General features: G+C 59.8%; 16 protein-coding genes, 3 tRNA genes, 3 rRNA genes and 1 pseudogene. 17 read left to right on the top strand and 6 right to left on the bottom strand.

Annotated elements, in window-relative coordinates:
• Window positions 1–19: 19 nt before the first annotated feature.
• Both ACI3EV_RS08485 and ACI3EV_RS08480 read right to left on the bottom strand, forming a co-directional pair.
• Window positions 20–830: pseudogene (locus tag ACI3EV_RS08485) on the bottom strand (alpha/beta fold hydrolase).
• Entirely contained in the window at window positions 827–2,143 is a 1,317-nt protein-coding gene (locus ACI3EV_RS08480) for an O-acetylhomoserine aminocarboxypropyltransferase (protein ID WP_337692130.1), read from the bottom strand. Before ACI3EV_RS08480 ends, ACI3EV_RS08485 begins: the two are co-directional and overlap by 4 nt.
• Before the next feature lie 155 nt (window positions 2,144–2,298).
• Here ACI3EV_RS08480 and ACI3EV_RS08475 point away from each other — a divergent pair, with 155 nt between their 5' ends.
• The 7 genes from ACI3EV_RS08475 (at window position 2,299) to rrf (ending at window position 10,344) form a co-directional block, all read left to right on the top strand.
• A complete protein-coding gene (locus tag ACI3EV_RS08475) occupies window positions 2,299–2,760 on the top strand; it encodes a CBS domain-containing protein (protein ID WP_329771038.1) in 462 nt (153 codons plus the stop codon).
• Between the two features lie 8 nt (window positions 2,761–2,768).
• On the top strand, window positions 2,769–4,634 hold the full coding sequence (locus ACI3EV_RS08470; protein WP_329771036.1) for a gamma-glutamyltransferase family protein: 1,866 nt from the start codon (window positions 2,769–2,771) through the stop codon (window positions 4,632–4,634).
• 468 nt (window positions 4,635–5,102) lie between these two features.
• Window positions 5,103–6,631, top strand: a 16S ribosomal RNA gene (locus ACI3EV_RS08465).
• Between the two features lie 83 nt (window positions 6,632–6,714).
• Window positions 6,715–6,791 (top strand) — tRNA-Ile (locus tag ACI3EV_RS08460).
• 32 nt (window positions 6,792–6,823) lie between these two features.
• Window positions 6,824–6,899, top strand: a tRNA-Ala gene (locus ACI3EV_RS08455).
• Window positions 6,900–7,241: 342 nt separating this feature from the next.
• Window positions 7,242–10,118 (top strand): 23S ribosomal RNA (locus ACI3EV_RS08450).
• Window positions 10,119–10,231: 113 nt separating this feature from the next.
• Window positions 10,232–10,344: ribosomal RNA gene (rrf, locus tag ACI3EV_RS08445) — 5S ribosomal RNA — on the top strand.
• The 16S, 23S and 5S rRNA genes sit together here with 2 tRNA genes alongside, the layout of an rRNA operon.
• Window positions 10,345–10,411: 67 nt before the next feature.
• Here the strand turns inward: rrf and radC are convergent.
• Window positions 10,412–11,092, bottom strand: a complete 681-nt coding sequence (gene radC, locus ACI3EV_RS08440) for a DNA repair protein RadC (protein ID WP_329771035.1) — start codon at window positions 11,090–11,092, stop codon at window positions 10,412–10,414.
• Between the two features lie 118 nt (window positions 11,093–11,210).
• Here radC and ACI3EV_RS08435 point away from each other — a divergent pair, with 118 nt between their 5' ends.
• From ACI3EV_RS08435 to bktB, 9 genes are all read left to right on the top strand, one after another.
• Window positions 11,211–11,675, top strand: a complete 465-nt coding sequence (locus ACI3EV_RS08435) for an FKBP-type peptidyl-prolyl cis-trans isomerase (protein WP_329771033.1) — start codon at window positions 11,211–11,213, stop codon at window positions 11,673–11,675.
• A 2-nt stretch (window positions 11,676–11,677) separates the two neighbouring features.
• Window positions 11,678–12,640: a 4-hydroxy-3-methylbut-2-enyl diphosphate reductase gene (gene ispH, locus ACI3EV_RS08430; RefSeq protein ID WP_337692084.1), complete on the top strand. Its 963-nt coding sequence runs from the start codon at window positions 11,678–11,680 to the stop codon at window positions 12,638–12,640.
• Window positions 12,641–12,702: 62 nt separating this feature from the next.
• On the top strand, window positions 12,703–14,025 hold the full coding sequence (gene serS / locus ACI3EV_RS08425) for a serine--tRNA ligase (RefSeq protein WP_337692083.1): 1,323 nt from the start codon (window positions 12,703–12,705) through the stop codon (window positions 14,023–14,025).
• A gap of 92 nt (window positions 14,026–14,117) precedes the next feature.
• Window positions 14,118–14,209 (top strand) — tRNA-Ser (locus ACI3EV_RS08420).
• Window positions 14,210–14,423: 214 nt separating this feature from the next.
• Window positions 14,424–15,320, top strand: coding sequence for a capsule assembly Wzi family protein (locus tag ACI3EV_RS08415; protein WP_405197983.1), 897 nt, complete (start codon window positions 14,424–14,426; stop codon window positions 15,318–15,320).
• Window positions 15,321–15,336: 16 nt separating this feature from the next.
• Window positions 15,337–16,568 (top strand): IS3 family transposase gene (locus ACI3EV_RS08410; RefSeq protein ID WP_405197982.1). Its coding sequence is split into 2 segments (ribosomal slippage): window positions 15,337–15,604 and window positions 15,604–16,568, totalling 1,233 coding nucleotides; the frame shifts between segments, so codons are not numbered across the junction.
• Between the two features lie 21 nt (window positions 16,569–16,589).
• Window positions 16,590–17,210: a capsule assembly Wzi family protein gene (locus ACI3EV_RS08405; protein WP_337691871.1), complete on the top strand. Its 621-nt coding sequence runs from the start codon at window positions 16,590–16,592 to the stop codon at window positions 17,208–17,210.
• 178 nt (window positions 17,211–17,388) lie between these two features.
• Window positions 17,389–18,258 (top strand): polyphosphate kinase 2, encoded by an 870-nt coding sequence (gene ppk2 / locus ACI3EV_RS08400; RefSeq protein WP_405198064.1) that lies wholly within the window; start codon window positions 17,389–17,391, stop codon window positions 18,256–18,258.
• Window positions 18,259–18,520: 262 nt separating this feature from the next.
• A complete protein-coding gene (gene bktB / locus ACI3EV_RS08395) occupies window positions 18,521–19,705 on the top strand; it encodes a beta-ketothiolase BktB (protein ID WP_329771026.1) in 1,185 nt (394 codons plus the stop codon).
• A gap of 70 nt (window positions 19,706–19,775) precedes the next feature.
• Here bktB and sbcB read toward each other — a convergent pair whose 3' ends face one another.
• From sbcB to ACI3EV_RS08380, 3 genes are all read right to left on the bottom strand, one after another.
• Entirely contained in the window at window positions 19,776–21,221 is a 1,446-nt protein-coding gene (gene sbcB, locus ACI3EV_RS08390) for an exodeoxyribonuclease I (protein ID WP_337691872.1), read from the bottom strand.
• 9 nt (window positions 21,222–21,230) lie between these two features.
• Window positions 21,231–22,151 carry an alpha/beta hydrolase gene (locus ACI3EV_RS08385; RefSeq protein WP_329771024.1) on the bottom strand — a complete coding sequence of 307 codons (921 nt, stop codon included), beginning with the start codon at window positions 22,149–22,151 and terminating at the stop codon, window positions 21,231–21,233.
• 98 nt (window positions 22,152–22,249) lie between these two features.
• Window positions 22,250–22,918: an OmpA family protein gene (locus ACI3EV_RS08380; protein ID WP_337691873.1), complete on the bottom strand. Its 669-nt coding sequence runs from the start codon at window positions 22,916–22,918 to the stop codon at window positions 22,250–22,252.
• A gap of 260 nt (window positions 22,919–23,178) precedes the next feature.
• Here ACI3EV_RS08380 and ACI3EV_RS08375 point away from each other — a divergent pair, with 260 nt between their 5' ends.
• Window positions 23,179–23,670, top strand: coding sequence for an aminoacyl-tRNA deacylase (locus ACI3EV_RS08375; RefSeq protein WP_329771022.1), 492 nt, complete (start codon window positions 23,179–23,181; stop codon window positions 23,668–23,670).
• Window positions 23,671–23,690 lie beyond the last annotated feature (20 nt).

Below are 23,690 nucleotides of genomic sequence, written 5' to 3'. Positions count from 1 at the left end.
CAGTTGATTCCATCCGGTTTCAGCACAACTGCTCGCGCATCGCCAGCAGCACGCCGTCCGGCGCTTCCGTCATCAGGCTGTGGCCGGCCGGCAGCGTCACCACATGCGCGCTGGCGGCCGCATCCACCAGCGCGCGTGCCGCCCTGGGGGGGGGTCATCTGGTCGGCGCTGCCCAGGATGAACAGCACCGGACAGCTCACCTTGGCCATGTCTTCCAGACCCGTTGCGTAGCTGTTGCAGGCCTGGAAACCTGTCTGGAACACGTTGTGTTCCGGGTTGCTCGCCAGCACCCGGCGCATCAGGGCGCGCGCACCGCCATAGGTCCACAGGCCGTTGTTCATGCCCTGGCCTGTCACCGGGCTGCACAAGCTGGAATGCGAGAACTGGTTCACCATCGCAATCGCCTTCTCCGGTGCCGATGCCGACATCTCCAGCAAGGCAGGGGCCACCGGCATCGGAAACGCCGTTCCCACCAGCACCAGCTGGCTGACACGCTGCGGTGCCAGGCTGGCCGCGTGCAGCGCAATCAGCGAGCCCCAGCTGTGGCCTGCCAACACCGCCTGCGGCACCTGCAGCTGGTCCAGCAGCGCCAGGATCGCTTCTGCCGCCTCGGCCACGCTGGCTGGCGGTTTTCCCTGGCTGCGGCCATGGCCCGGCAGGTCAATCGCCAGCACGTTATAGCCATGGTTGGCAAACCAGCGGCTCTGCAGCGCCCAGACACTGTGATCGTTCAGCACGCCGTGTATGAACACCAGCGTCGGCTTGCCCGCGTCAAATGTCTTGCCTCCGGTGTAGGCATACAGGCTGTGTCCGTTGATTGCGTAGTTCATGCGCGTGCTCCCGCCTTTTCTGCCGCCTTCAGGGCGCGTTTCAGATCATCGATCAGGTCATCGGCCTCTTCCAGTCCGATCGACAGGCGGATCGTGCCCGCTCCGATACCGGCCTGGGCCAGGGCCGCATCATCCATGCGGAAATGCGTGGTACTGGCCGGGTGGATCACCAGACTGCGGCAATCGCCCACATTCGCCAGATGGCTGAACAGCTTCAGGTTCTCGATAAACACGCGGCCCTGTGCCCGATCTCCCTTGAGATCAAAGCTGAACACGCTGCCGGCACCACGTGCACCCAGCCGCAGCAGGCGTTCTGCCGCGGCATGACTCGGGTGGCTTTCCAGCAGCGGATGCCCGACGCGCTCCACCATCGGATGTTCGGCCAGGAAGCGCACCACCTTTTCGGTGTTGCCGATATGACGTTCCATGCGCAGCGACAGTGTCTCGATGCCCTGCAGGATCAGCCAGGCACTGTGCGGGCTCAGGCAGGCACCAAAATCGCGCAAGGCCTCGCGGCGCGCACGCAGCAGGAAAGCACCAACCGTGCTCTCCTCGGCAAACACCATGCCGTGAAAGCCGTCATAGGGTTCGCTCAGTTCCGGAAACTTGCCCGATGCTGCCCAGTCAAAACTGCCGCCATCCACCACCACGCCACCAATCACCGTGCCATGGCCACTCAGGAACTTGGTCGCCGAGTGGTAGACGATATCGGCACCCAGCTCCAGCGGCTTCATCAGATAAGGCGTGGTCAGCGTCGAATCCACCACCAGCGGCACACCGGCCGCATGCGCAATCTGGCTGATTGCCGGAATATCCAGCACGTCCAGACCCGGGTTGCCCACGGTCTCGCCAAACAGCATGCGCGTCTCCGGGCGGATGGCGGCACGCCAGCCATCCAGGTCACCCGGTTGCACAAAGCTGGTCTCGATCCCGAAACGGCGCAAGGTGTAATCCAGCAGGTTGTGGCTGCCGCCGTACAGCGCCGTGCTGGCCACGATATGGCCGCCAGCGCCCATCAGCGTGCTCACGATCAGGTGCAGCGCAGCCTGGCCACTCGCCACCGCGATACCGCCCACACCGCCTTCCAGCGCCGCCACGCGCTGTTCCAGCACGGCATTCGTCGGGTTGCTGATGCGGCTGTAGACGTGGCCGGAACGCTCCATGTTGAACAGCGACGCCGCCTGGTCGCTGTCCTGGAACACGAAGGAGGTCGTCAGGTGAATCGGTACGGCACGTGCGCCGTTGGAAGGATCGGGGGCGGCGCCGGCATGTAGTGCCAGCGTATCGAATCCGGGATCGGAATATCCGGGCATGGTGTCTCCTGCTAATCAAGTCTTGTACAGTGTATCGCCTACCTTCCCGGGTCTTCGGGTACATCCGGGTAAGCGGATGGCCAAAACCGCTGCAAGCTGGGCTATATTGTGACGACCTGTCAGAGGTATTCCAACGCAACCAGCAAGAGGCAAGCATGAAGGTCAGCGACATCCTCCGTGTCAAGGGCAACACCCTGTACACCATCCATCCCGACGATACCCTGCTCAAGGCCCTGGCCACCGTGGTCGAGAAGGACATTGGCTCCCTCGCCGTCATGGAGCACGGAGACCTGGTCGGCATGCTGACCTTCCGCGAAATCAATATCCAGCTGCATGCCAATGGCGGCAATCTGGGCACCACGCTGGTGCGCAAGGCCATGGATGATCACCCGATCACCTGCACGCTCAACACCGACCTCGACGAAGTCCGCCGCATCATGCTCGATCACCATGCGCGGTACATCCCGGTCATGGACGGCCGCACCATGCACGGCGTCATCAGCTTCTATGACGTCGCCAAGACCGTGGTCGAAAGCCAGAACTTCGAAAATAAGATGCTCAAGGCCTACATCCGCGACTGGCCCGAGAAGGATCCCGAAGACATCGGGGCCGAATAGCCGGCCTGATGCCCTTGCGCACCCGTCTGGTTCGTATCGATCGCACAGTGCGCCTGCCGATCTGGCTGGCGGCGCTGCTGATCGCCGGCTGCGCCACGCCTGACGCGTCCGCACCCGGCACCAGCGTGGCGGCACGGCAGTCGCCGGAAGCGGCCAGTGGCTACACCAGCAAGCCCGGCTGGTCCACCAGCCGCTTTGCCGTAGCCGCAGCCAATCCAATCGCCACCCGGGCCGGCTACGACATCCTGCAAGCCGGTGGCAGCGCACTCGATGCCGCCATTGCCGTCCAGCTGGTGCTCGGCCTGGTCGAGCCGCAATCCAGCGGCATCGGCGGTGGGGCCTTCCTTCTCTATGACAACGGCCAGCAGCTGCAGGCCTGGGATGGCCGCGAAACCGCTCCCGCTGCTGCCACAGACTCCCTGTTCCTCAAGGCCGACGGCCAGCCCATGGCCTTCCATGAGGCGGTCGTCGGTGGCCGCTCGGTCGGTGTCCCTGGCCTGTTGCCCATGCTCGAGCAGGCCCATCGCCAGCACGGTGTCCTGCCCTGGTCGCGCCTGTTCGATCCGGCCATACGCCTCGCCGAGCTGGGCTTCGCCATTTCTCCGCGCCTGCACACCCTGTTGTCCAGTGAGCGCTACCTGGCAAGCAACGATGCCGTGGCAGCACGCTATTTCTACGATGCCGGTGGCCAGCCGCTGCCAGTCGGCCACCTGCTGCGCAATCCGGAATACGCCGCCGTGTTGCGGGCCCTAGCCAGCCAGGGCGCCAGCGCGCTGCAGCAAGGCCCCTGGGCCCGTGCCGTGGTCGACAAGGTGCAACAGCATCCCGGCAACCCCGGCCAGCTCAGCCTGCAGGATCTGGCACAGTACCAGCCATTGCAGCGCGATCCGCTCTGTTTCAACTACCAGGCGCAGCAGCATGGCTACGTCATCTGCGGCATGCCACCACCCAGCTCCGGTACCCTGGCCATCGGCCAGATCCTCGGTATCCTTGATCACACGCGCGCCGCGCAACTGCCACTGCAGCAAGGCGTGCCCTCAGCGTCCTGGCTGCATCTCTATACAGAAGCCTCCAGGCTTGCTTTTGCCGATCGTGCCCAGTATGTGGCGGATCCGGACTTTGTGTCCGCGCCCGGCAACAGCTGGCTCAGCATGTTCGATCCCGCCTACCTGCGCCAGCGTGCCAGCCTGATCGCGCCAGAAGGTGCCTCGATGCAGGCGGCGCAACCCGGTCGGCCCGGCAGCATCCGTCTGGCGCATGCCAATATGCCGCCCCAATTGGAATACGGCACCAGCCACATCAGCATCATCGATGCCCAGGGCAGGGCGCTGTCCATGACCAGCAGCATCGAGGATCAGTTCGGCTCCCGTCTCATGGTCAATCGCGGCCAGGGGCTGGCAGGTGGCTTCCTGCTCAACAACCAGCTCACTGATTTCAGTTTTACCCCGGTAGATGCACAAGGCCGTGCCGTAGCCAACCGGGTACAACCGGGCAAACGTCCGCGCTCCAGCATGGCGCCCATCCTGATCTATCGCCAGCAGGCCGACGGCAGCCGTGGCCCCTTGCTGATGACTGCTGGCAGCCCGGGAGGCTCTCTCATCATCCATTACGTCAGCAAGATTCTCTATGGCACCCTGCACTGGGGGCTGGATACCCAGCAGGCGATTGCCTTGCCCAATTTTGGCTCCACCAATGGTCCCACGCTGCTGGAGCAGGGTCGTTTCCCGGCGGCAACGGTCAATGCCCTGCGTACACACGGTGCGGAGATACGTGAAATGCCCATGACCAGCGGCCTGCAGGCCATCATGCGCACGCCGGGTGGCTACTTCGGCGGTGCCGACCCGCGACGCGAAGGCATCGTCATGGGCGAATAAGGCCTGATAGCCTGCATGTGAACTGAGTCAGGCCTCTTGTCTCCCAGAGGTCGCAACCCGGCAAGGAGGAGGCTAGGCGCACTTTTTTCATTTTTTTTGCGGCCGACTGGTGAAAACCCTGAAAATCTGTTATAGTTCACGTCTTCGCCGCACAGGCGGTCTGGTTGAGGGGCTGAGGCGCTGATCCAGGCGGGGGTTGAAAAAGAATTTGAAAAATTCCTTGACAGCTTCAAAAATCGTGTTATAGTAGAGGGCTTCGCTGATCGCGGCGGAGTTTGGAGGTTGAAAGACTTCCCTGATCATTAAGAATTTACAGCCGATAAGCGTGGGTGTTTGCGGTAGCTGCCTTTAGGGGTGGCACTCGTTGCGAACTGGAATTTTATAAAAAGTCCGGTCGCAAGACTGGCAAACACTCATGAAGATAGAAGTGAAGTTCACTTCAATTCTTTTAATGAGTAATTCAAGATCGAACTGAAGAGTTTGATCCTGGCTCAGATTGAACGCTGGCGGCATGCTTTACACATGCAAGTCGAACGGTAACAGGGGCTTCGGCCCGCTGACGAGTGGCGAACGGGTGAGTAATGTATCGGAACGTGCCCAGTAGTGGGGGATAACTACTCGAAAGAGTGGCTAATACCGCATGAGAACTGAGGTTGAAAGCGGGGGACCTTCGGGCCTCGCGCTACTGGAGCGGCTGATATCAGATTAGGTAGTTGGTGGGGTAAGAGCCTACCAAGCCTGCGATCTGTAGCTGGTCTGAGAGGACGACCAGCCACACTGGGACTGAGACACGGCCCAGACTCCTACGGGAGGCAGCAGTGGGGAATTTTGGACAATGGGCGCAAGCTGATCCAGCAATGCCGCGTGCAGGACGAAGGCCTTCGGGTTGTAAACTGCTTTTGTACAGAACGAAAAGGCTTCTTCTAATACAGGAGGCCCATGACGGTACTGTAAGAATAAGCACCGGCTAACTACGTGCCAGCAGCCGCGGTAATACGTAGGGTGCAAGCGTTAATCGGAATTACTGGGCGTAAAGCGTGCGCAGGCGGTTTTGTAAGACAGAGGTGAAATCCCCGGGCTCAACCTGGGAACTGCCTTTGTGACTGCAAGGCTGGAGTGCGGCAGAGGGGGATGGAATTCCGCGTGTAGCAGTGAAATGCGTAGATATGCGGAGGAACACCGATGGCGAAGGCAATCCCCTGGGCCTGCACTGACGCTCATGCACGAAAGCGTGGGGAGCAAACAGGATTAGATACCCTGGTAGTCCACGCCCTAAACGATGTCAACTGGTTGTTGGGAATTTGCTTTCTCAGTAACGAAGCTAACGCGTGAAGTTGACCGCCTGGGGAGTACGGCCGCAAGGTTGAAACTCAAAGGAATTGACGGGGACCCGCACAAGCGGTGGATGATGTGGTTTAATTCGATGCAACGCGAAAAACCTTACCCACCTTTGACATGGCAGGAAGTTTCCAGAGATGGATTCGTGCCCGAAAGGGAACCTGCACACAGGTGCTGCATGGCTGTCGTCAGCTCGTGTCGTGAGATGTTGGGTTAAGTCCCGCAACGAGCGCAACCCTTGCCATTAGTTGCTACGAAAGGGCACTCTAATGGGACTGCCGGTGACAAACCGGAGGAAGGTGGGGATGACGTCAAGTCCTCATGGCCCTTATAGGTGGGGCTACACACGTCATACAATGGCCGGTACAAAGGGTAGCCAACCCGCGAGGGGGAGCCAATCCCGTAAAGCCGGTCGTAGTCCGGATCGCAGTCTGCAACTCGACTGCGTGAAGTCGGAATCGCTAGTAATCGTGGATCAGAATGTCACGGTGAATACGTTCCCGGGTCTGTACACACCGCCCGTCACACCATGGGAGCGGGTTCTGCCAGAAGTGGTTAGCCTAACCGTAAGGAGGGCGATCACCACGGCAGGGTTCGCGACTGGGGTGAAGTCGTAACAAGGTAGCCGTATCGGAAGGTGCGGCTGGATCACCTCCTTTCTGGAATACGCGACGAGAGTCGTGAACGCCCACACTTATCGGTTGTTGGAGATGGGACCGTCTACGGAAGGTAAGCGCTTTCTGGGTCTGTAGCTCAGTTGGTTAGAGCACCGTCTTGATAAGGCGGGGGTCGTTGGTTCGAATCCAACCAGACCCACCATATCCGATACAGTGGCCGTGAGAAGGTTACGTGGGGGATTAGCTCAGCTGGGAGAGCACCTGCTTTGCAAGCAGGGGGTCGTCGGTTCGATCCCGTCATCCTCCACCATCTCTTGGTGGTCAACGAAGTCAACACCAAAGCGTCCTGGCGACAGGGTGCTTTGTTGTTGATACCCTTTGTGGGTATTAACTAGGCTGTTCATTAACAATTCATAGAGTCGAAATCAGCGTTGTCAGGGGAAATGCACGCGAGTGCAACCGTGCCCTTGATGACGAAATTTTGATTGCGTCAAAACGAATATGAACTTTGTTCAATTCGAGTAATGACGAATCGTTCTCAAGATAGAGATATCTGAAGAATCATTCACATTACGGCATAACGCGTCAGGTGCAAGACCTGACAAACAGTCCTTGATGGCTTTGTGTTTCTTCGGAGACGTCAAAGTTATAGGGTCAAGTGACTAAGAGCATGTGGTGGATGCCTTGGCGATGATAGGCGAAGAAAGACGTGATAGCCTGCGATAAGCCTGGGGGAGCTGGCAAATGAGCTTTGATCCCGGGATTTCTGAATGGGGAAACCCACCCGCAAGGGTATCCGTATCTGAATACATAGGGTACGGAGGCGAACCGAGTGAACTGAAACATCTAAGTAGCTCGAGGAAAAGACATCAACCGAGATTGCGAAAGTAGTGGCGAGCGAAATCGCAGGAGCCTGGCAAAGATAGCATGGTTGTTAGCAGAACGATCTGGAAAGGTCGGCCATAGCAGGTGATAGCCCTGTATGCGAAAACTTCCATGTGGTACTAAGTTGCGAACAAGTAGGGCGGGACACGTGAAATCCTGTCTGAATATGGGGGGACCATCCTCCAAGGCTAAATACTCATCATCGACCGATAGTGAACCAGTACCGTGAGGGAAAGGCGAAAAGAACCCCGGGAGGGGAGTGAAATAGATCCTGAAACCGCATGCTTACAAAAAGTAGGAGCCCTTAGGGGTGACTGCGTACCTTTTGTATAATGGGTCAGCGACTTGCATTCAGTGGCGAGGTTAACCGGATAGGGGAGCCGAAGAGAAATCGAGTCCGAATAGGGCGAACAGTCGCTGGGTGCAGACCCGAAACCAAGTGATCTATCCATGGCCAGGATGAAGGTGCCGTAACAGGTACTGGAGGTCCGAACCGACTAATGTTGCAAAATTAGCGGATGAGCTGTGGATAGGGGTGAAAGGCTAAACAAACTTGGAGATAGCTGGTTCTCTCCGAAAACTATTTAGGTAGTGCCTCAAGTATTACCTGCGGGGGTAGAGCACTGTTTTGGCTAGGGGGTCATGGCGACTTACCAAACCAAGGCAAACTCCGAATACCGCAGAGTACAGCTTGGGAGACAGAGCACCGGGTGCTAACGTCCGGACTCAAGAGGGAAACAACCCAGACCGCCAGCTAAGGTCCCTAAAATTGGCTAAGTGGGAAACGAAGTGGGAAGGCTAAGACAGTCAGGATGTTGGCTTAGAAGCAGCCATCATTTAAAGAAAGCGTAATAGCTCACTGATCGAGTCGTCCTGCGCGGAAGATGTAACGGGGCTCAAGCCAGTTACCGAAGCTGCGGATGCACAGTTTACTGTGCGTGGTAGGAGAGCGTTCTGTAAGCCTGTGAAGGTGCGTTGAGAAGCGTGCTGGAGGTATCAGAAGTGCGAATGCTGACATGAGTAGCGTTAAAGCGGGTGAAAAGCCCGCTCGCCGTAAGCGCAAGGTTTCCTACGCAACGTTCATCGGCGTAGGGTGAGTCGGCCCCTAAGGCGAGGCAGAGATGCGTAGCTGATGGGAAACAGGTCAATATTCCTGTACCGATTGCAAGTGCGATGTGGGGACGAATCTTAATAGGTGATCCGGGTGTTGGAAGTCCCGGTTTAGACAGAAGTAGGCGAGCAGTAGGCAAATCCGCTGCTCATATACCGAGGCTGTCGATCGAGCGAACAAGTTCGCGAAGTCACTGAACGGGGTTCCAGGAAAAGCCACTAAGCTTCAGCTTGCAACGACCGTACCGCAAACCGACACTGGTGCGCGAGATGAGTATTCTAAGGCGCTTGAGAGAACTCTGGAGAAGGAACTCGGCAAATTGACACCGTAACTTCGGGAGAAGGTGTGCCCAAGTAGTGTGATGAGAACATCTGAGCATGAACGGGTTGCAAAAAATTTGGTGGCTGCGACTGTTTATTAAAAACACAGCACTCTGCAAACACGAAAGTGGACGTATAGGGTGTGACGCCTGCCCGGTGCTGGAAGATTAATTGATGGGGTGCAAGCTCTTGATCGAAGTCCCAGTAAACGGCGGCCGTAACTATAACGGTCCTAAGGTAGCGAAATTCCTTGTCGGGTAAGTTCCGACCTGCACGAATGGCGTAACGATGGCCACACTGTCTCCTCCAGAGACTCAGCGAAGTTGAAATGTTTGTGATGATGCAATCTCCCCGCGGAAAGACGGAAAGACCCCATGAACCTTTACTGTAGCTTTGTATTGGACTTTGAACGGATCTGTGTAGGATAGGTGGGAGGCTTTGAAGGCAGGATGCTAGTTCTGCTGGAGCCGACGTTGAAATACCACCCTGGTGCGTTTGAGGTTCTAACCTAGGTCCCTGAATCGGGACTGGGGACAGTGCATGGTAGGCAGTTTGACTGGGGCGGTCTCCTCCCAAAAGTGTAACGGAGGAGTTCGAAGGTACGCTAGTTACGGTCGGACATCGTGACGATAGTGCAATGGCATAAGCGTGCTTAACTGCGAGACTGACAAGTCGAGCAGATGCGAAAGCAGGACATAGTGATCCGGTGGTTCTGTATGGAAGGGCCATCGCTCAACGGATAAAAGGTACTCTGGGGATAACAGGCTGATACCGCCCAAGAGTTCATATCGACGGCGGTGTTTGGCACCTCGATGTCGGCTCATCTCATCCTGGGGCTGTAGTCGGTCCCAAGGGTATGGCTGTTCGCCATTTAAAGAGGTACGTGAGCTGGGTTTAAAACGTCGTGAGACAGTTTGGTCCCTATCTTCCGTGGGCGCTGCAGATTTGAGGAAGCCTGCTCCTAGTACGAGAGGACCGGAGTGGACACACCTCTGGTGTACCTGTTGTCACGCCAGTGGCATCGCAGGGTAGCTAAGTGTGGAAGAGATAACCGCTGAAAGCATCTAAGCGGGAAACTCGTTTCAAGATGAGATCTGCCGGGGGCTTGACCCCCCTGAAGAGTCGTTCTAGACCAGGACGTTGATAGGCTGGATGTGGAAGTGCAGCAATGCATTAAGCTGACCAGTACTAATTGCTCGTGCGGCTTGACCCTATAACTTTGGCCAAAGGCCAGGGATGTTATGCCAGGCGCAATCAAGATAAAGAAGCTGATGAAGACTCTATGAATTCGCCGTGTTGCGCAAGCAGCTCGGCAACCCGTTAAAGCCTGATGACCATAGCGAGTTGGAACCACTCCTTCCCATCCCGAACAGGACAGTGAAACGACTCCGCGCCGATGATAGTGCGGATTCCCGTGTGAAAGTAGGTCATCGTCAGGCTACTTACAAGCCGAAGAAAGCGCTCCCTCTCTGGGAGCGCTTTTTTTTGGTCTAGACACTGCTGCGCTCAGACCGCCGGCATCAGGCCCTCCTCGGCCATCGACAGCGAGCGGCCCTGCGTGACGATCACGTGGTCCAGTACACGGATGTCCAGCAGTCCGAGCGCCTGCATCAACTGGCGCGTGAGCTGCACGTCGGCCGCAGACGGCTGGGTGTGCCCACTGGGGTGGTTGTGGCTGAGCACCACGCTGGCTGCATGGTGGTGCAAGGCCCGCAGCGCCACCTCGCGCGGGTAGACGCTTGTCTGGTTCAGCGTCCCCCGAAACAGGATCTCGTACTCGATCAGCTGGTGCTGGCTGTCCAGAAACAACACGCCAAAGCATTCGTGTGCCTTGTGCGCTATCTGCAGCTGCAGGTACTCGCGCACCAGTGTCGGGTGGTTCAGCGCCTGGCGGCTGCGCAACTGTTCTCCCATGCCTCGACGGGCTAGCTCCATCACTGCCAGCAGTTGTGCGCGCTTGGCTGGGCCACCCAGTCCCTTGATGGTCGACAGCTGCTCTGACGGTGCATGCAGCAATCCTGACAGGCCGCCGCAACGATCCAGCAGCAGCTGCGACATGGACAGGACATTGCAACCCGAAATGCCTGTGCGCAGAAGCAGGGACAGAAGCTCTGCATCGGACAGGGCCTGTGCTCCCTGATTCAGGAGTTTTTCACGAGGACGCGCTTCTGTTGGGATGTGCTGCATGTCTGTAAGATAAAGGAACTAATTTATTCTCCTTGGCATTGTAGTCCTGAAAGTGCTGCTGCCTGCCCTTGTCAGCCGCAGGATTTACAATAGGTGCTATCGAAAAACCGGATGACCCATGACTGAAGCCACCTCTGGCAGCACGCCTGTTGTGCAGCCGCATTCCTTTCTGACGCTCCACTACCGCTTGTCGGGTCCGCAAGGCGTCATCATCAACACGTTTGATGGCAAGCCTGCCACCTTGTCGATTGGCTCTGGCGAGTTGTCGGAGGCGGTGGAGACCTATCTGCTGGGCCTTCCGGAAGGTGCGCATGAAACTTTCCAGATCCCCGCCGGAATCGCTTTTGGCGAGCGTAATCCACAGATGCTGCAATGGCTGAAGCGCAGCGTGCTGACGGAGATGGGGGATCCGCAAGAAGAATACGCTGTAGGCGAAGTGGTGCAGTTCCCCACTCCGGATGCGCAGGGCGTATTTGCCGGCACCGTGGCCGAACTGGGCGACGAGGCCATCCTGTTTGATTTCAACCATCCGCTGGCAGGGCAGCCGGTGGTGTTTGAAGTCCAGATCATAGGAATCATCTGACCATGCAGAATCCGGTGACTGCCCCCCATGCGGGCATCGTGCTGGCTGAGCCGCGCGGCTTTTGTGCGGGTGTCGATCGCGCGATCGATATCGTTGAACGTGCCTTGCTGAAATTTGGCAGGCCGATCTATGTACGCCACGAAATCGTGCACAACACCTACGTGGTGAACGATCTCAAGGAGCGTGGCGCGATTTTCATCGAGGACCTGGATGAGGTGCCAGCAGGTGCCACGCTGGTGTTCAGTGCCCATGGCGTGAGCAAGGCGGTGCAGCTGGAGGCGCAGCGTCGCGGCTTCCAGGTTTTTGACGCCACTTGCCCGCTCGTGACCAAGGTGCACGTCGAAGTGGCCAAGTTGGCGCGCGAAGGCTATGAGTTCATCATGATTGGCCACAAGGGCCATCCCGAGGTCGAGGGCACCATGGGGCAGCTGGATGCCGGTATTCACCTGGTCGAGGATGTCGACGATGTTGCCAGGGTACAGCCGAGCCAGACCGAAAGGCTGGCTGTGGTGACGCAGACGACCTTGAGCGTGGATGATGCGGCCATGATCACAGCGGCCGTAAAGCAGCGCTTTCCGAAGATTCGTGAACCCAAACAACAGGATATCTGCTACGCCACACAGAACCGTCAGGATGCCGTGAAGCTGCTCAGCAGCCAGGCCGATATCGTGATCGTGGTGGGCAGCCCGACCAGCAGCAACAGCAACCGCCTGGCGGAGCTGGCACGCCGCCTGGGAGTGCCAGGCTATATGGTGGACAGCGCCGACGACCTGCGCGCAGAATGGTTTGAGGGCAAGCAGACGGTGGGCCTGACAGCGGGCGCATCTGCACCGGAAGTGCTGGTGCAGCAGGTGGTGCAGCAGATCCGCGCTTATGGTGCCACCTCCGTGCGCAGCATGGATGGCGTCGTGGAAAATCTGAAGTTTCCCTTGCCCAAGGGCCTGAAACTGCCCGCCGAAGGCTGATCAACCTTCGTCATTCAATACAACCGACAGCCTTGGGCTGTCAACTGAGGACATCACAAGCCATGCTAGATATCAACCTGCTGCGCAAGGAACTGGACAGAGTCGTGACACGCCTGCAAGCGCGCAAGAATCCACAACCTTTTCTGAACGTGGAGACGTTTCGTGCGCTGGAAGCTGAGCGCAAGACGATCCAGACCCGTACCGAGGAGCTGCAGTCGCAGCGCAACAGCCTGAGCAAGCAGATTGGCCAGCTCAAGGGCCAGGGCGATCATGCCGGCGCTGAAGCCGTGATGACGCAAGTGGGCCAGATCAAGCAGGAGCTGGAGCAGAGTGCCGCGCGCCTGGACCAGATCCAGACCGAGCTGGCTGACATGCTGCCGGGGATTCCCAACCTGCCGCATGAGAGCGTGCCGGTGGGTGCCAGTGAAGAGGACAACGTCGAGTTGCGCCGCTGGGGCACGATCCCGCAATTTGATTTCGAGGCCAAGGACCATGTCGATATCGGCGCTGGCCTGGGTCTGGACTTTGAAACCGGCGCCAAGCTGTCGGGTTCGCGCTTTGCCTTCATGCGCGGGCCGGTGGCACGCCTGCATCGTGCGCTGGCGCAGTTCATGCTCGATACGCAGACCGGCGAGCATGGCTATACCGAGTGCTACACGCCCTATATCGTCAACGCCGACAGCCTGCGCGGTACCGGTCAGCTGCCCAAGTTCGAGGCTGACCTGTTCGCAGCGCGCAAGGGCGGTCAGGAAACCGAGGAAGAGCCGGATACCACACCGCTGTACCTGATCCCGACCAGCGAAGTGCCGCTGACCAACCTGGTGCGCGACACCATCGTGGCCGAATCGGAGCTGCCGATCAAGCTGGCCGCGCAGACGCCGTGCTTCCGCTCCGAAGCTGGCAGCCACGGTCGCGATGTACGTGGCCTGATCCGTCAGCACCAGTTCGAGAAGGTCGAGATGGTGCAGGTCGTGCATCCTGAGAAGAGCTACGAGGCACTCGAGGAAATGACTGGCCATGCCGAAGCGATCCTGCAGAAGCTGGGCTTGCCGTATCGCGTGATCGTGCTGTGTACCGGTGACATGGGCTTTGGCGCCACGCGTACGCATGACCTGGAAGTCTGGGTGCCGGCGCAGAATACCTACCGCGAGATTTCTTCGGTCAGCAACTGCGAGTCCTTCCAGGCGCGCCGCATGCAAGCCCGTTTCAAGAACGCACAGGGCAAGAACGAACTGGTGCATACGCTCAACGGTTCCGGCCTGGCGGTGGGGCGCTGCCTGGTGGCAGTGCTGGAAAACTTCCAGCAGGCTGATGGCAGCGTGGTGGTGCCGGAGGTGCTACGTCCTTACATGGGCGGTGTCGAGGTGCTGCGCCCGCAGGTCTGAAGAGGCTGCAGAAATTGCAGCGCCATCTTCCAGAAAGATGGGATCAGATGTAAAATGATTAGCTTGACCTGAGCAGCGTGCTGTATCGTCACGGAGAGGTGGCAGAGTGGTCGAATGCACCGGATTCGAAATCCGGCATACAGGTTCTCCTGTATCGAGGGTTCGAATCCCTCTCTCTCCGCCAAATCCATAGGTTAGCGTTTCTTCCTGACAGAAGACGCTAGCCTATTTTTTTGACAGTTACGAAACAGGTTTCCGTAAGCTGTGTGGCGGCTGATACACGTCCAGTGCGTCAATCATGTGGCTGTGTCATGACAATGCAGCCAAAGACAGCTAGACTTTTGAAAATTTTTCAGCTGTGCCAACAGACTTTCACCCCATTGACCCACGAGGGCACCATGCATTTTTCTTCTTCCCTGACTTCTGTTGCCACGCTGTTCCGCCAGCATGCCGCCAAACCCGGCCTGATGGCGCTTGCCTTGCTGGGAGCTTCTGCCGCTGGTGCCAGCGGTCTTCTGTTGCCCGATGAGGCCTTGCGTGAAGACTTGCAATGGCTGAGCAACCGTCAGGTGATCCAGGTCAACCTGTCGACCTGGCCCTTGTCGCAGGAAGAAATCACCCGTGTGCTGGCAGCAGCGAAGCCGCAATCGCAGCTGGACAGGGATACCATGGCCCGCGTGCAAAAGCAGGTGCAGGAGCTGAAGTCTGCCGTGCGCGCCGAGGCCGCCACTAGTACCGACTATCCCCGCATGCCGCAGGGCTTTGGCCAGACCGAGACGGATCAGCATCGCCTGAGCCTGATTGGCCAGTACAACCAGCATCCGGATCTGGATGTGCGCCTGCAACTGAACGGTGTGGATGGCGATGGTGCCGGTCGCAGCAGCAAGGCCACGGCGGCAGGTTCGTACGCGGCGGGCAAGTTGGGCAACCAGTGGATTGCCTTTGGCCAGATTCCGCAATGGTGGGGCCCTGGCCATGAGGGCAGCCTGATTCGCGGTACCAGTGCTCGTCCGGTCACCGGCTTCCTCATGCAGCGTGCCGAGCAGACGCCGTTTGAGACGCCCTCGTTGTCCTGGGCAGGTCCGTGGCAGTACCAGATTACTGCTGGCCAGCTGGCCCAGTACGGTGCCGTGCCGGACGCCAAGCTGCTGGGCATGCGCCTGTCTGTAGCGCCGACCGAATATCTGGAGCTGGGCGCTTCACGCGCCATCCAGTGGGGCGGTCAAGGCCGTCCGCAAAGCATGAAGTCACTGGGCAAGGTGGAGTTCCCCCCATTTGACGGACACTTTCACTGAGAAGAAAGGAGCCCCCATGGGAAAAACCAAGCCCCCGTACCCCGAGGCATTCAAACAGCAGATCGTCGAGCTGTTTCATTCCGGTCGCAGCCAATCCGAGCTGGCACGTGAGTTCGATGTGTCAGCGGTGAGCATTGCCAACTGGGTTGCACGCGCTGCAGCCGATGCTGGCAAGCCGTTATCCGGCAAGGATGTGTTGACAACGTCCGAGCGCGAGGAACTCGTCCGCTTGCGCCGGGAGGTCAAGCGTCTTCAAACGGAGCGCGACATCCTGGCAAAGGCTACGGCCTGGTTTGCCGGACAAAGCGAGAAGACGTCCACGCCGTCTACGCGCTGATGCAGGCGAACCAGGCCGATCTCCCAATACGCACCATGGCCCGGGTGTTGGGTGTGTCCAGCAGTGGTTACCACGACTGGCTAAATCGCCGACCCAGTGCACGCGATCAGGCCAATGCCGAGCTGCTGCTGCGCATCAAAGCCATCCATCAGATGAGCGATACCACCTACGGCGTGCCGCGCATGGTCGCGCAACTGGCGCGCGATGGGGTGATCGTCAACAAGAAGCGCGTCGAACGCCTGATGCGTCAGGCGAGTCTGAAGGGTGTCAGCCGCCGGCGCGGCTGGTGCGTGACAACGCGCCGTGATCGAGAGGCTGGGCTGGCCAGCGATCTGGTCAATCGCCGCTTTGCGGCGGATGCTCCTAACCAACTTTGGGTGGCAGACATGACCTACCTGCCTACCTGGAGCGGGTTTGCCTATCTGGCGGTAGTCATCGACGTATACAGCCGCAAAGTAGTGGGTTGGGCCTTTGGCACGCGCATGACGGCCGATCTGGTGGTGCAGGCGTTGGAGATGGCCGCCTTCACGCGCAAGCCCCAGGGCGTCATCCACCACTCCGATCAGGGCAGCCAATACACCAGCACGGTGTTTGGCAAGCGTTGCGAGGAAATGGGCGTGCGCCCAAGCATGGGATCGGTGGGGGATGCTTACGACAACGCCATGGCCGAGAGTTTCTTTGCCAGCCTGGAATGCGAACTGGTCAACCGAAGAAGCTGGAAAAGCCAGACCGAGGCCAGGCATGCCGTGTTTACCTGGATAGAGGGCTGGTACAACCCACATCGGTTGCACAGCGCACTGGGCTACCTTGCTCCCAACGAATTCGAGCAAATCAATGCACAATCCGGGCAGTCCCCGGTAGAAAATACCACCGTTACCGCGCTGAATTCTTCAGCGCTCAACCGTCCGTGAGATAGGGGGAACTCCAAGGCCTTGCTGGGCAAGGGCGACAATGAGGAAAGTTCGGACAAGAGCAATGAGCCTGGCAACCAGCTGGCGGGTTTTGATGCGCGCCTGAAGCTGCAGCCGCTGATTGGCGAGCCGATCAGCATCTATGGCCAGATCGTCGGCGAGGATGAGGCCGGTTATTTGCCCTCCAAGAATACCTATCTGCTGGGTATCGATGGCAGCTATGCTTGGGGCCAGAACAATGTGAACTGGTATGTGGAAGGTGCGGACACGACGACCGAGCTCGACCGTGACACCAACATTACCTACCGCCACCACCTCTACAAGGATGGCTTCTACCAGCAGGGCTACCCGCTGGCCTATTCCTACGGCGGTGATGCGCAGACGATTACCAGCAAGCTGACGGTGTCGACACCGGATCGTCAGCGTTATAGCGGCAAGCTGATTTATGCCAAGGTCAACCCGCATAGCCAGGCGATCAACCAGGCGTATCCCAACAAGGACACGCTGCGCGGCTTTGAGGCAGGCTGGGGCAAGACGTTCAACAATGGCCTGCAACTGCAAGCAACCGCCTGGGTGCTGGACAGCGAGCGTGACAATACCGATGTGGGTGCCGGCCTGAAAGTGGCCATGCCACTGCGTTAAGCAGAGTTGAGCTCGTTATATCGATGGAGTGACATATATTTGTCATATTTCTTTTGCAATCCTCTGTCACCATAGCGATCTGATACTGCCGCTTGCTGACGGCATCGCATAGAAGAAAGGACACACGATGAGCGCCAAGGACCAGTTGCCCAAGGGTCTGGGAGATCTGTACTACCGTATGAGCCAGGAGGCCATGGACAGCTACGACGAGTTTCTCGAGCTGGAAATGGAGGACATGGACACGCTGGACGGAGACCTGCTGCCCGACCAGGACACGCTGGATCGCAAGCTGTATTTCCGCGAGCTGCTGCGCCTGCAGGCCGAGCTGGTGAAGTTGCAGGACTGGGTACAGGCGACCAAGGAAAAGGTCGTGATCGTGTTTGAAGGCCGTGACTCGGCAGGCAAGGGTGGCGTGATCAAGCGCATTACGCAACGCCTGAACCCGCGTGTGGTGCGCGTGGCGGCACTGCCGGCACCGAACGACCGCGAGCGTACCCAGTGGTATTTCCAGCGCTATGTGTCGCATCTGCCGGCCGGTGGCGAGATTGTGCTGTTTGACCGCAGCTGGTATAACCGCGCCGGCGTCGAGCATGTGATGGGCTTCTGTACCGATGAGGAGTACGAGGAGTTCTTCCGTAGCGTGCCGGAGTTCGAGCGCATGCTGGTGCGTTCCGGCATCCGCCTGCTGAAGTACTGGTTCTCTATCACCGATGAGGAGCAGCACGCCCGCTTCATGAGCCGTATCCACGATCCGCTGAAGCAATGGAAGCTGAGCCCGATGGACCTGCAGAGTCGGGTGCGCTGGGAGCGCTACACCCAGGCCAAGGAAGTGATGCTGGAGCGCACGCATATTCCCGAGGCGCCGTGGTGGGTGGTGCAGGCGGTGGACAAGAAGAAGGCACGCCTGAACTGTATCAGTCACATCCTGGACAGCATGCCGTACCAGGAAATCGAGCGCGAGGAAGTGGTGCTGCCGGAGCGTACGCGCCACCCGGATTATGTGCGTCATCCGATTCCGGATTCGATGTACGTGCCTGAGCGTTATTGAGTTGCCCTTTGGCTGTTGGAGACAACGGCCGGCGCCAGAAGCCCTGTCCGCCCGCGTGCCGACAGGGCTTTTTGCGTTGCGGATCGTCCGGAAAAATCAGGACAGGGTTTTTCTGGTACCCGTACGGCTGTGACTGTCACATTTCAGCTATATGATGCCATGAGCCATTCTTGGCTTTCCGGGCCTGCTGCCTCTGGCAAGAGGCCTTTGGCAGCTGTACGCCGGGTCCGGATGAATCCAAATAACATGCTAGGAGATCAACATGTCGCGTGAAGTCGTAGTTGTCAGCGCTGTCCGTACTGCCATTGGTGGTTACGGCGGCAGCCTGAAGGATGTTCCCACCACCGAACTGGCCGCCCTCGTGGTGCGCGAGTCGCTGGCGCGTGGCAACGTGGAAGGCAAGGATGTGGGTCATGTGGTGTTCGGCCACGTGGTGAACACCGAGCCCAAGGATATGTACCTGTCCCGCGTGGCAACCGTCAACGGTGGCTGCCCGATCGAAACCCCGGCCTTCAACGTCAACCGCCTGTGCGGTTCCGGCCTGCAGGCGATCGTGTCTGCCAGCCAGTCCATCCTGCTGGGTGACTGCGATGTGGCTATTGGCGCGGGTGCCGAAAACATGAGCCGCGCTCCGTACGCTGCCCTGGCTACCCGCTGGGGTGCCCGCATGGGTGACACCAAGATGGTCGACATGATGGTCGGTGCCCTGAACGATCCGTTCCAGAGCATCCACATGGGTGTGACGGCCGAGAACGTGGCCAAGGAGTTCAACATCACGCGTGAAGACCAGGACGCACTGGCGCTGGAAAGCCACCACCGTGCCGAGAAGGCCTGGGCCGAAGGCCGCTTCAAGGACCAGATCGTGCCGGTTACGATCAAGGGCCGCAAGGGCGACGTGGTGTTCGAGAAGGACGAGCACTTCCGCACCGGCGCCACGATCGAGGACTTCCAGAAGATGAAGCCGGTGTTCGTGAAGGAGAACGGCACCGTGACCGCTGCTAACGCTTCCGGCATCAACGACGCGGCTGCTGCCGTGGTGCTGATGGACAGCGAAGCCGCCAAGGCCCGTGGCGCCAAGCCGCTGGCCCGTCTGGTCGGTTACGCCCACGCCGGCGTGGAGCCGCGCATCATGGGTATCGGCCCGGTGCCGGCATCCAACCTGGTGCTGAAGAAGCTGGGTCTGACCATCAACGACATGGACGTGATCGAGGCGAACGAGGCATTTGCGGCCCAGGCTTGCGCCGTGACGCGCGGCCTGAACGCTGATCCGGCCAAGGTTAACCCGAACGGTTCCGGCATTTCCCTGGGGCACCCGATCGGTGCGACCGGTGCCGTGATCACGGTGAAGGCGATTCACGAACTGCACCGCACGGGCGGCCGCTACGCGCTGGTCACCATGTGTATCGGTGGCGGTCAGGGTATTGCTGCCGTGTTCGAGCGCATGTAATTTCACATTCGCCTGAATAGCAAGAGCCGCTGTACGCAAGTGCAGCGGCTCTTGTCATTGGGGTGGTCAATCAGTCGAACGAGGCGACCTGTTCGGCGTAGTCGTGCAGCGCCATCAGGATGGCTTCGCCACGTGCGTCCAGGTCCTGCTCCTGCAGCTGATCCAGTTCGGCCAGCAGCTGGTCGATGGAGCGGGCCCCATCCTGGCCGTCGAGCAGGCGGGCGGCACAGTGTTCCTGCCATTGCGCCTGTTCTTCCGGCGTCAGACTGTCCGGATAGTTGCGCGCGCGGTAGCGAAACAGCAGTTCGGCCAGCCGCTCGTCCTGGAAGCGGCTGCGGTCCTGCGCCAGCTGGGTCGGAGGCAGGATGCGTAGCTGTTCGAGCTTGCGGCGGTCGCCATCGCCGAGAAAACCGCCGTACAGGTCGGCATCGACATCGACTGATTCGTTGCTGGTCGGCCGTTGCAGCACCTGTTCCCAGATTGCGCTCATGTCGGGCAGGTCACGCGCGATGACGGCGTGTTGCAGGCTGCGCTCCTTGTCGATCTGCCACTGGGCGGCGCGCTCGTCGGACAGCGCGCCCCAGCTGCGTACCACCATGGGCGAGCGGTTCAGCTGGATGCTGCTGATCGGCAGGCGCTGCACGCCTTCGGGAAGGGCATCGCGACGGCTGAATAGGCGCAGCCGGATGGTGTCAGCGTCCAGCGCGGCCAGTTCGGACGGATCGTGGCGCAGGTCCCAGGCCAGGATCTCGTTGCGGTTGGTCGGGTGGTTGCACAGCGGCCACATCAGTGCGGTGCAGCCGTATTCGGTCGGGATCATGCCGCTGACGTGCAGGAACGGGCGTGCCTGTTGCTGCGTGGCGGGGAAGCCGAGTTCTTCGGCAACGGCGTGCTTGCTGCGCAGGCGCAGGGCGAAATCGAACAGCTTGGGCTGGCGCTCGCGCAGCAGCCTGGCCAGCGCGATGGTGGCACGTACGTCGGACAGGGCATCGTGCGCGGCGGTGTGCTCCAGGCCGTTGGCAGCGGTCAGGTTTTCCAGGCGAAAGCTGGGCTTGCCATCCACTTCCGGCCACTGGATGCCTTGCGGGCGCAGTGCCCAGGTCATGCGCACCACATCGAGCAGGTCCCAGCGGCTGCAGCCGTTCTGCCATTCGCGGCCATAGGGATCGATCAGGTTGCGCCAGAACAGGAAGCGGGTGAATTCGTCGTCAAAACGGATCGTGTTGTAGCCGACGCCGATGGTGCCAGGCTGGGACAGCTCGGCATGGATGCGCTGCGCGAACTGCACTTCGGGCAGGCCCTGCTCCAGGCATTGCTGCGGCGTGATGCCGGTGATCAGGCAGGAGGCCGGGTCGGGCAGGTAGTCAGGCGCCGGCTGGCACAGGATGTTGATCGGCTCGCCAATCGCATTCAGCTCGGCGTCGGTGCGGATAGCGGCGAACTGGGCCGGGCGGTCCTTGCGTGCATCGATGCCGAAGGTTTCGTAGTCATGCCAGAGAAAGGTGATGGGCGTCATGGCAGTGCATTACTCCTGCAGAAAGGCATCGATCAGGGGGGCCAGCGCAGCCGGCTGGTCGTGGTGCAGCATGTGGCCGGCGTCCTGCACGACAGCGTGGCGTACATCGGGAATCTCCTGCATGCGCTGCTGGTAGTCGGCAAACGTGTAGCGATCGCCCCAGAAGGAGGCCAGGCTGTCGTCGCTGGCGGTGATGCACAGGGTCGGGGCCGTGATGCGGCGCAGCACGGCGGCGGCTTCATCGGCATGGTAGAGCTGCGAGCCCGGTGCCTTGTGCGCGGGATGGGCGCGGATATGCCAGCGACCGTCATCGGCCTGCTGTGCCCAGTGCGAGGCCAGCCAGAGCGCCTTGTCATCGGGCAGGCGCGGGTTGTTCTTTTGCAGGCGGCGCGCCACGCTGGCCAGATCCGGATAGCTGCGCAGCTGCAGCTCGCCCTGGCGCAGCTTGCGCACATGATCCATCCAGTCAATCAGGCGCTGTGGCGCCTGCTCTGGCTGCGTGGCGGGCAGGCCGAAGCCTTCCAGGTTCACCAGCTTGCGGATGCGCTGCGGGCGCAGGCCGGCGTATTGCAGCGCGATATTGGCGCCCATGCTGTGGCCGATCAGGTCCACTGGCTGCTCAGGTGATAGCTGCTCCAGCAGGTAGTCCAGGTCCAGCAGGTAATCCGCAAAGACGAAATGGTCGGTACCCGGTGGCACTGGCGTGCCGCCAAAGCCGCGCCAGTCGGCGGCAGCAGCAGCGTAGCTGGCAGGCAAGGCATCGACCAGGAACTGGTAGGAGGCGGCCACATCCATCCAGCCGTGCAGCAGTACCAGCAAGGGGCGGTCAGCGGCAGGCTGGCCCCAGTGCAGCAGGTGGTAATCCAGATCGCGGACGCGCTGGCTGCTGGGCAGGGACGGGCGCAGAGGGGTATAGGCAGAGGTAGTCACGGGCTAGATGGTAGCGCAGTGTGGTGGCCGGAAATGCAGAAAGCCACCCGAAGGTGGCTTTCAGACTGAGGTCATGCCCGGTGAGCCGGGCAGGGCGATCAGCGGGCGGCTTCAGCCACGTAGATTTCCACGCGGCGGTTCTGGGCGCGGCCGTCAACCGTAGCGTTGCTGGCCACCGGCTGGGTAGAACCAGCGCCGGAGGTCATGATGCGGTTGGACGCCACGCCACGGCTGACCAGGTAGTTCTTGGCAGCGTTGGCGCGGTTCAGCGACAGCGGGTTGTTGATGGCGTCAGAGCCGGTGCTGTCGGTGTGGCCAACGATGCTCACGGTGGTCACCGGGTTCTGGTTCAGCGTGGTGGCCAGGGTGTTCAGCACCGGGTACATATTGGCGTTCAGGGTGGCAGAGCTGGTCGCGAAGCCAGCGTCAGCCGGCACGTTGATCTTCAGACGGTTGTCTGCGGTCTGGGTGACCTGAACCGGAGTGCCGGCAGTGGCAGCCTGCATCTGCTGCTTCTGCTTTTCCATGTGGTTGGACCACAGGTAGGTACCGGTACCGCCCACGGCTGCACCAATCAGTGCGCCCTTCAGGGTATCGGTGCCGTCCTGGTGGTGACCGATGGCAGCGCCAGCCAGCGCGCCCACGGCAGTACCGATGGCGGTATTGCGCTGGGTGCTGGTCATGGTGCTGGTGCCGTCAGCGGCACAGCCAGCCAGCAGGCCAGCAGCGGTAGCGGCAACGGTCAGGGAAGCAAGCGTCTTCTTCATGTTCAAATCTCCTTGATAAGAATTGCCATGGCTTGGCAACGACTCGATTCTAGGCAGCTGTTACAGGTCCAGATGTAGGAAAGCACCGATGCTCACCGTAATTGTTTGTATCTTGTGCGCATTACTTGGCACTTTGCCGGACTTCCTGCGGCAGCGCTTTTTGCCGACTGTCGTCAGCCAGACGTCAAGCAGCTTGCCTCTGGTCCCCTAGAATCTGTTACAAACAGCCTTGTCCGTGACTCCGTCCAAAACCTGTATTGATGGCCAAGAAATCCCACGTCAGTGAAACCCCCGCCACGCAGCTCCTGCGTCGCCATGGCATCGCCTTTGAAGAGCACATGTATGACTGGGTGCCGCATGGCGGTGCGCGCCACAGTGCCGAGGTGCTGCAGGCCGATCCGATCAGTGTCGTCAAGACGCTGATCATGCAGGATCAGGACAAGCATCCGCTGGTGATCCTGATGCATGGCAATCGCAGCGTTTCTACCAAGCAGCTGGCGCGCCAGATCGGTGCCAAGCAGGTGGAGCCGTGCGCGGTGGAGGTCGCGCAGCGGCATACCGGCTATCTGGTGGGCGGCACCTCGCCGTTTGGCACGCGACGCAGCATGCCGGTGTATATCGAGCGCAGCATCCTGGAGCTGCCGCGCATCCTGATCAACGGTGGCCGGCGTGGCTATCTGCTTGGCATCGACCCGCAGGTGTGCGTGGATCTGCTGCAGGCCACGCCAGTCGACTGTGCTTTGGCAGAATAGAGCCCTGCATCCACCTACAA

It is taken from the genome of Allobrachymonas wangyanguii (assembly GCF_045055315.1).
In the GTDB taxonomy this organism is placed as follows: Bacteria; Pseudomonadota; Gammaproteobacteria; order Burkholderiales; family Burkholderiaceae_C; genus Brachymonas; species Brachymonas wangyanguii.
The sequence above is the reverse complement of the archived record's forward strand: the minus strand, read 5'-3'. Positions and strand labels throughout refer to the sequence as shown.

Excerpts from the sequence above, each read along its gene's own strand:
- ACI3EV_RS08415 (WP_405197983.1), top strand. The coding sequence starts at position 14,424 with ATGCATTTTTCTTCTTCCCTGACTTCTGTTGCCACGCTGTTCCGCCAG.
- ACI3EV_RS08475 (WP_329771038.1), top strand. The coding sequence starts at position 2,299 with ATGAAGGTCAGCGACATCCTCCGTGTCAAGGGCAACACCCTGTACACC.
- serS (WP_337692083.1), top strand. The coding sequence starts at position 12,703 with ATGCTAGATATCAACCTGCTGCGCAAGGAACTGGACAGAGTCGTGACA.
- ispH (WP_337692084.1), top strand. The coding sequence starts at position 11,678 with ATGCAGAATCCGGTGACTGCCCCCCATGCGGGCATCGTGCTGGCTGAG.
- ACI3EV_RS08375 (WP_329771022.1), top strand. The coding sequence starts at position 23,179 with ATGGCCAAGAAATCCCACGTCAGTGAAACCCCCGCCACGCAGCTCCTG.
- bktB (WP_329771026.1), top strand. The coding sequence starts at position 18,521 with ATGTCGCGTGAAGTCGTAGTTGTCAGCGCTGTCCGTACTGCCATTGGT.
- ACI3EV_RS08480 (WP_337692130.1), bottom strand. The coding sequence starts at position 2,143 with ATGCCCGGATATTCCGATCCCGGATTCGATACGCTGGCACTACATGCC.
- ACI3EV_RS08470 (WP_329771036.1), top strand. The coding sequence starts at position 2,769 with ATGCCCTTGCGCACCCGTCTGGTTCGTATCGATCGCACAGTGCGCCTG.
- radC (WP_329771035.1), bottom strand. The coding sequence starts at position 11,092 with ATGCAGCACATCCCAACAGAAGCGCGTCCTCGTGAAAAACTCCTGAAT.
- ppk2 (WP_405198064.1), top strand. The coding sequence starts at position 17,389 with ATGAGCCAGGAGGCCATGGACAGCTACGACGAGTTTCTCGAGCTGGAA.
- sbcB (WP_337691872.1), bottom strand. The coding sequence starts at position 21,221 with ATGACGCCCATCACCTTTCTCTGGCATGACTACGAAACCTTCGGCATC.
- ACI3EV_RS08380 (WP_337691873.1), bottom strand. The coding sequence starts at position 22,918 with ATGAAGAAGACGCTTGCTTCCCTGACCGTTGCCGCTACCGCTGCTGGC.
- ACI3EV_RS08435 (WP_329771033.1), top strand. The coding sequence starts at position 11,211 with ATGACTGAAGCCACCTCTGGCAGCACGCCTGTTGTGCAGCCGCATTCC.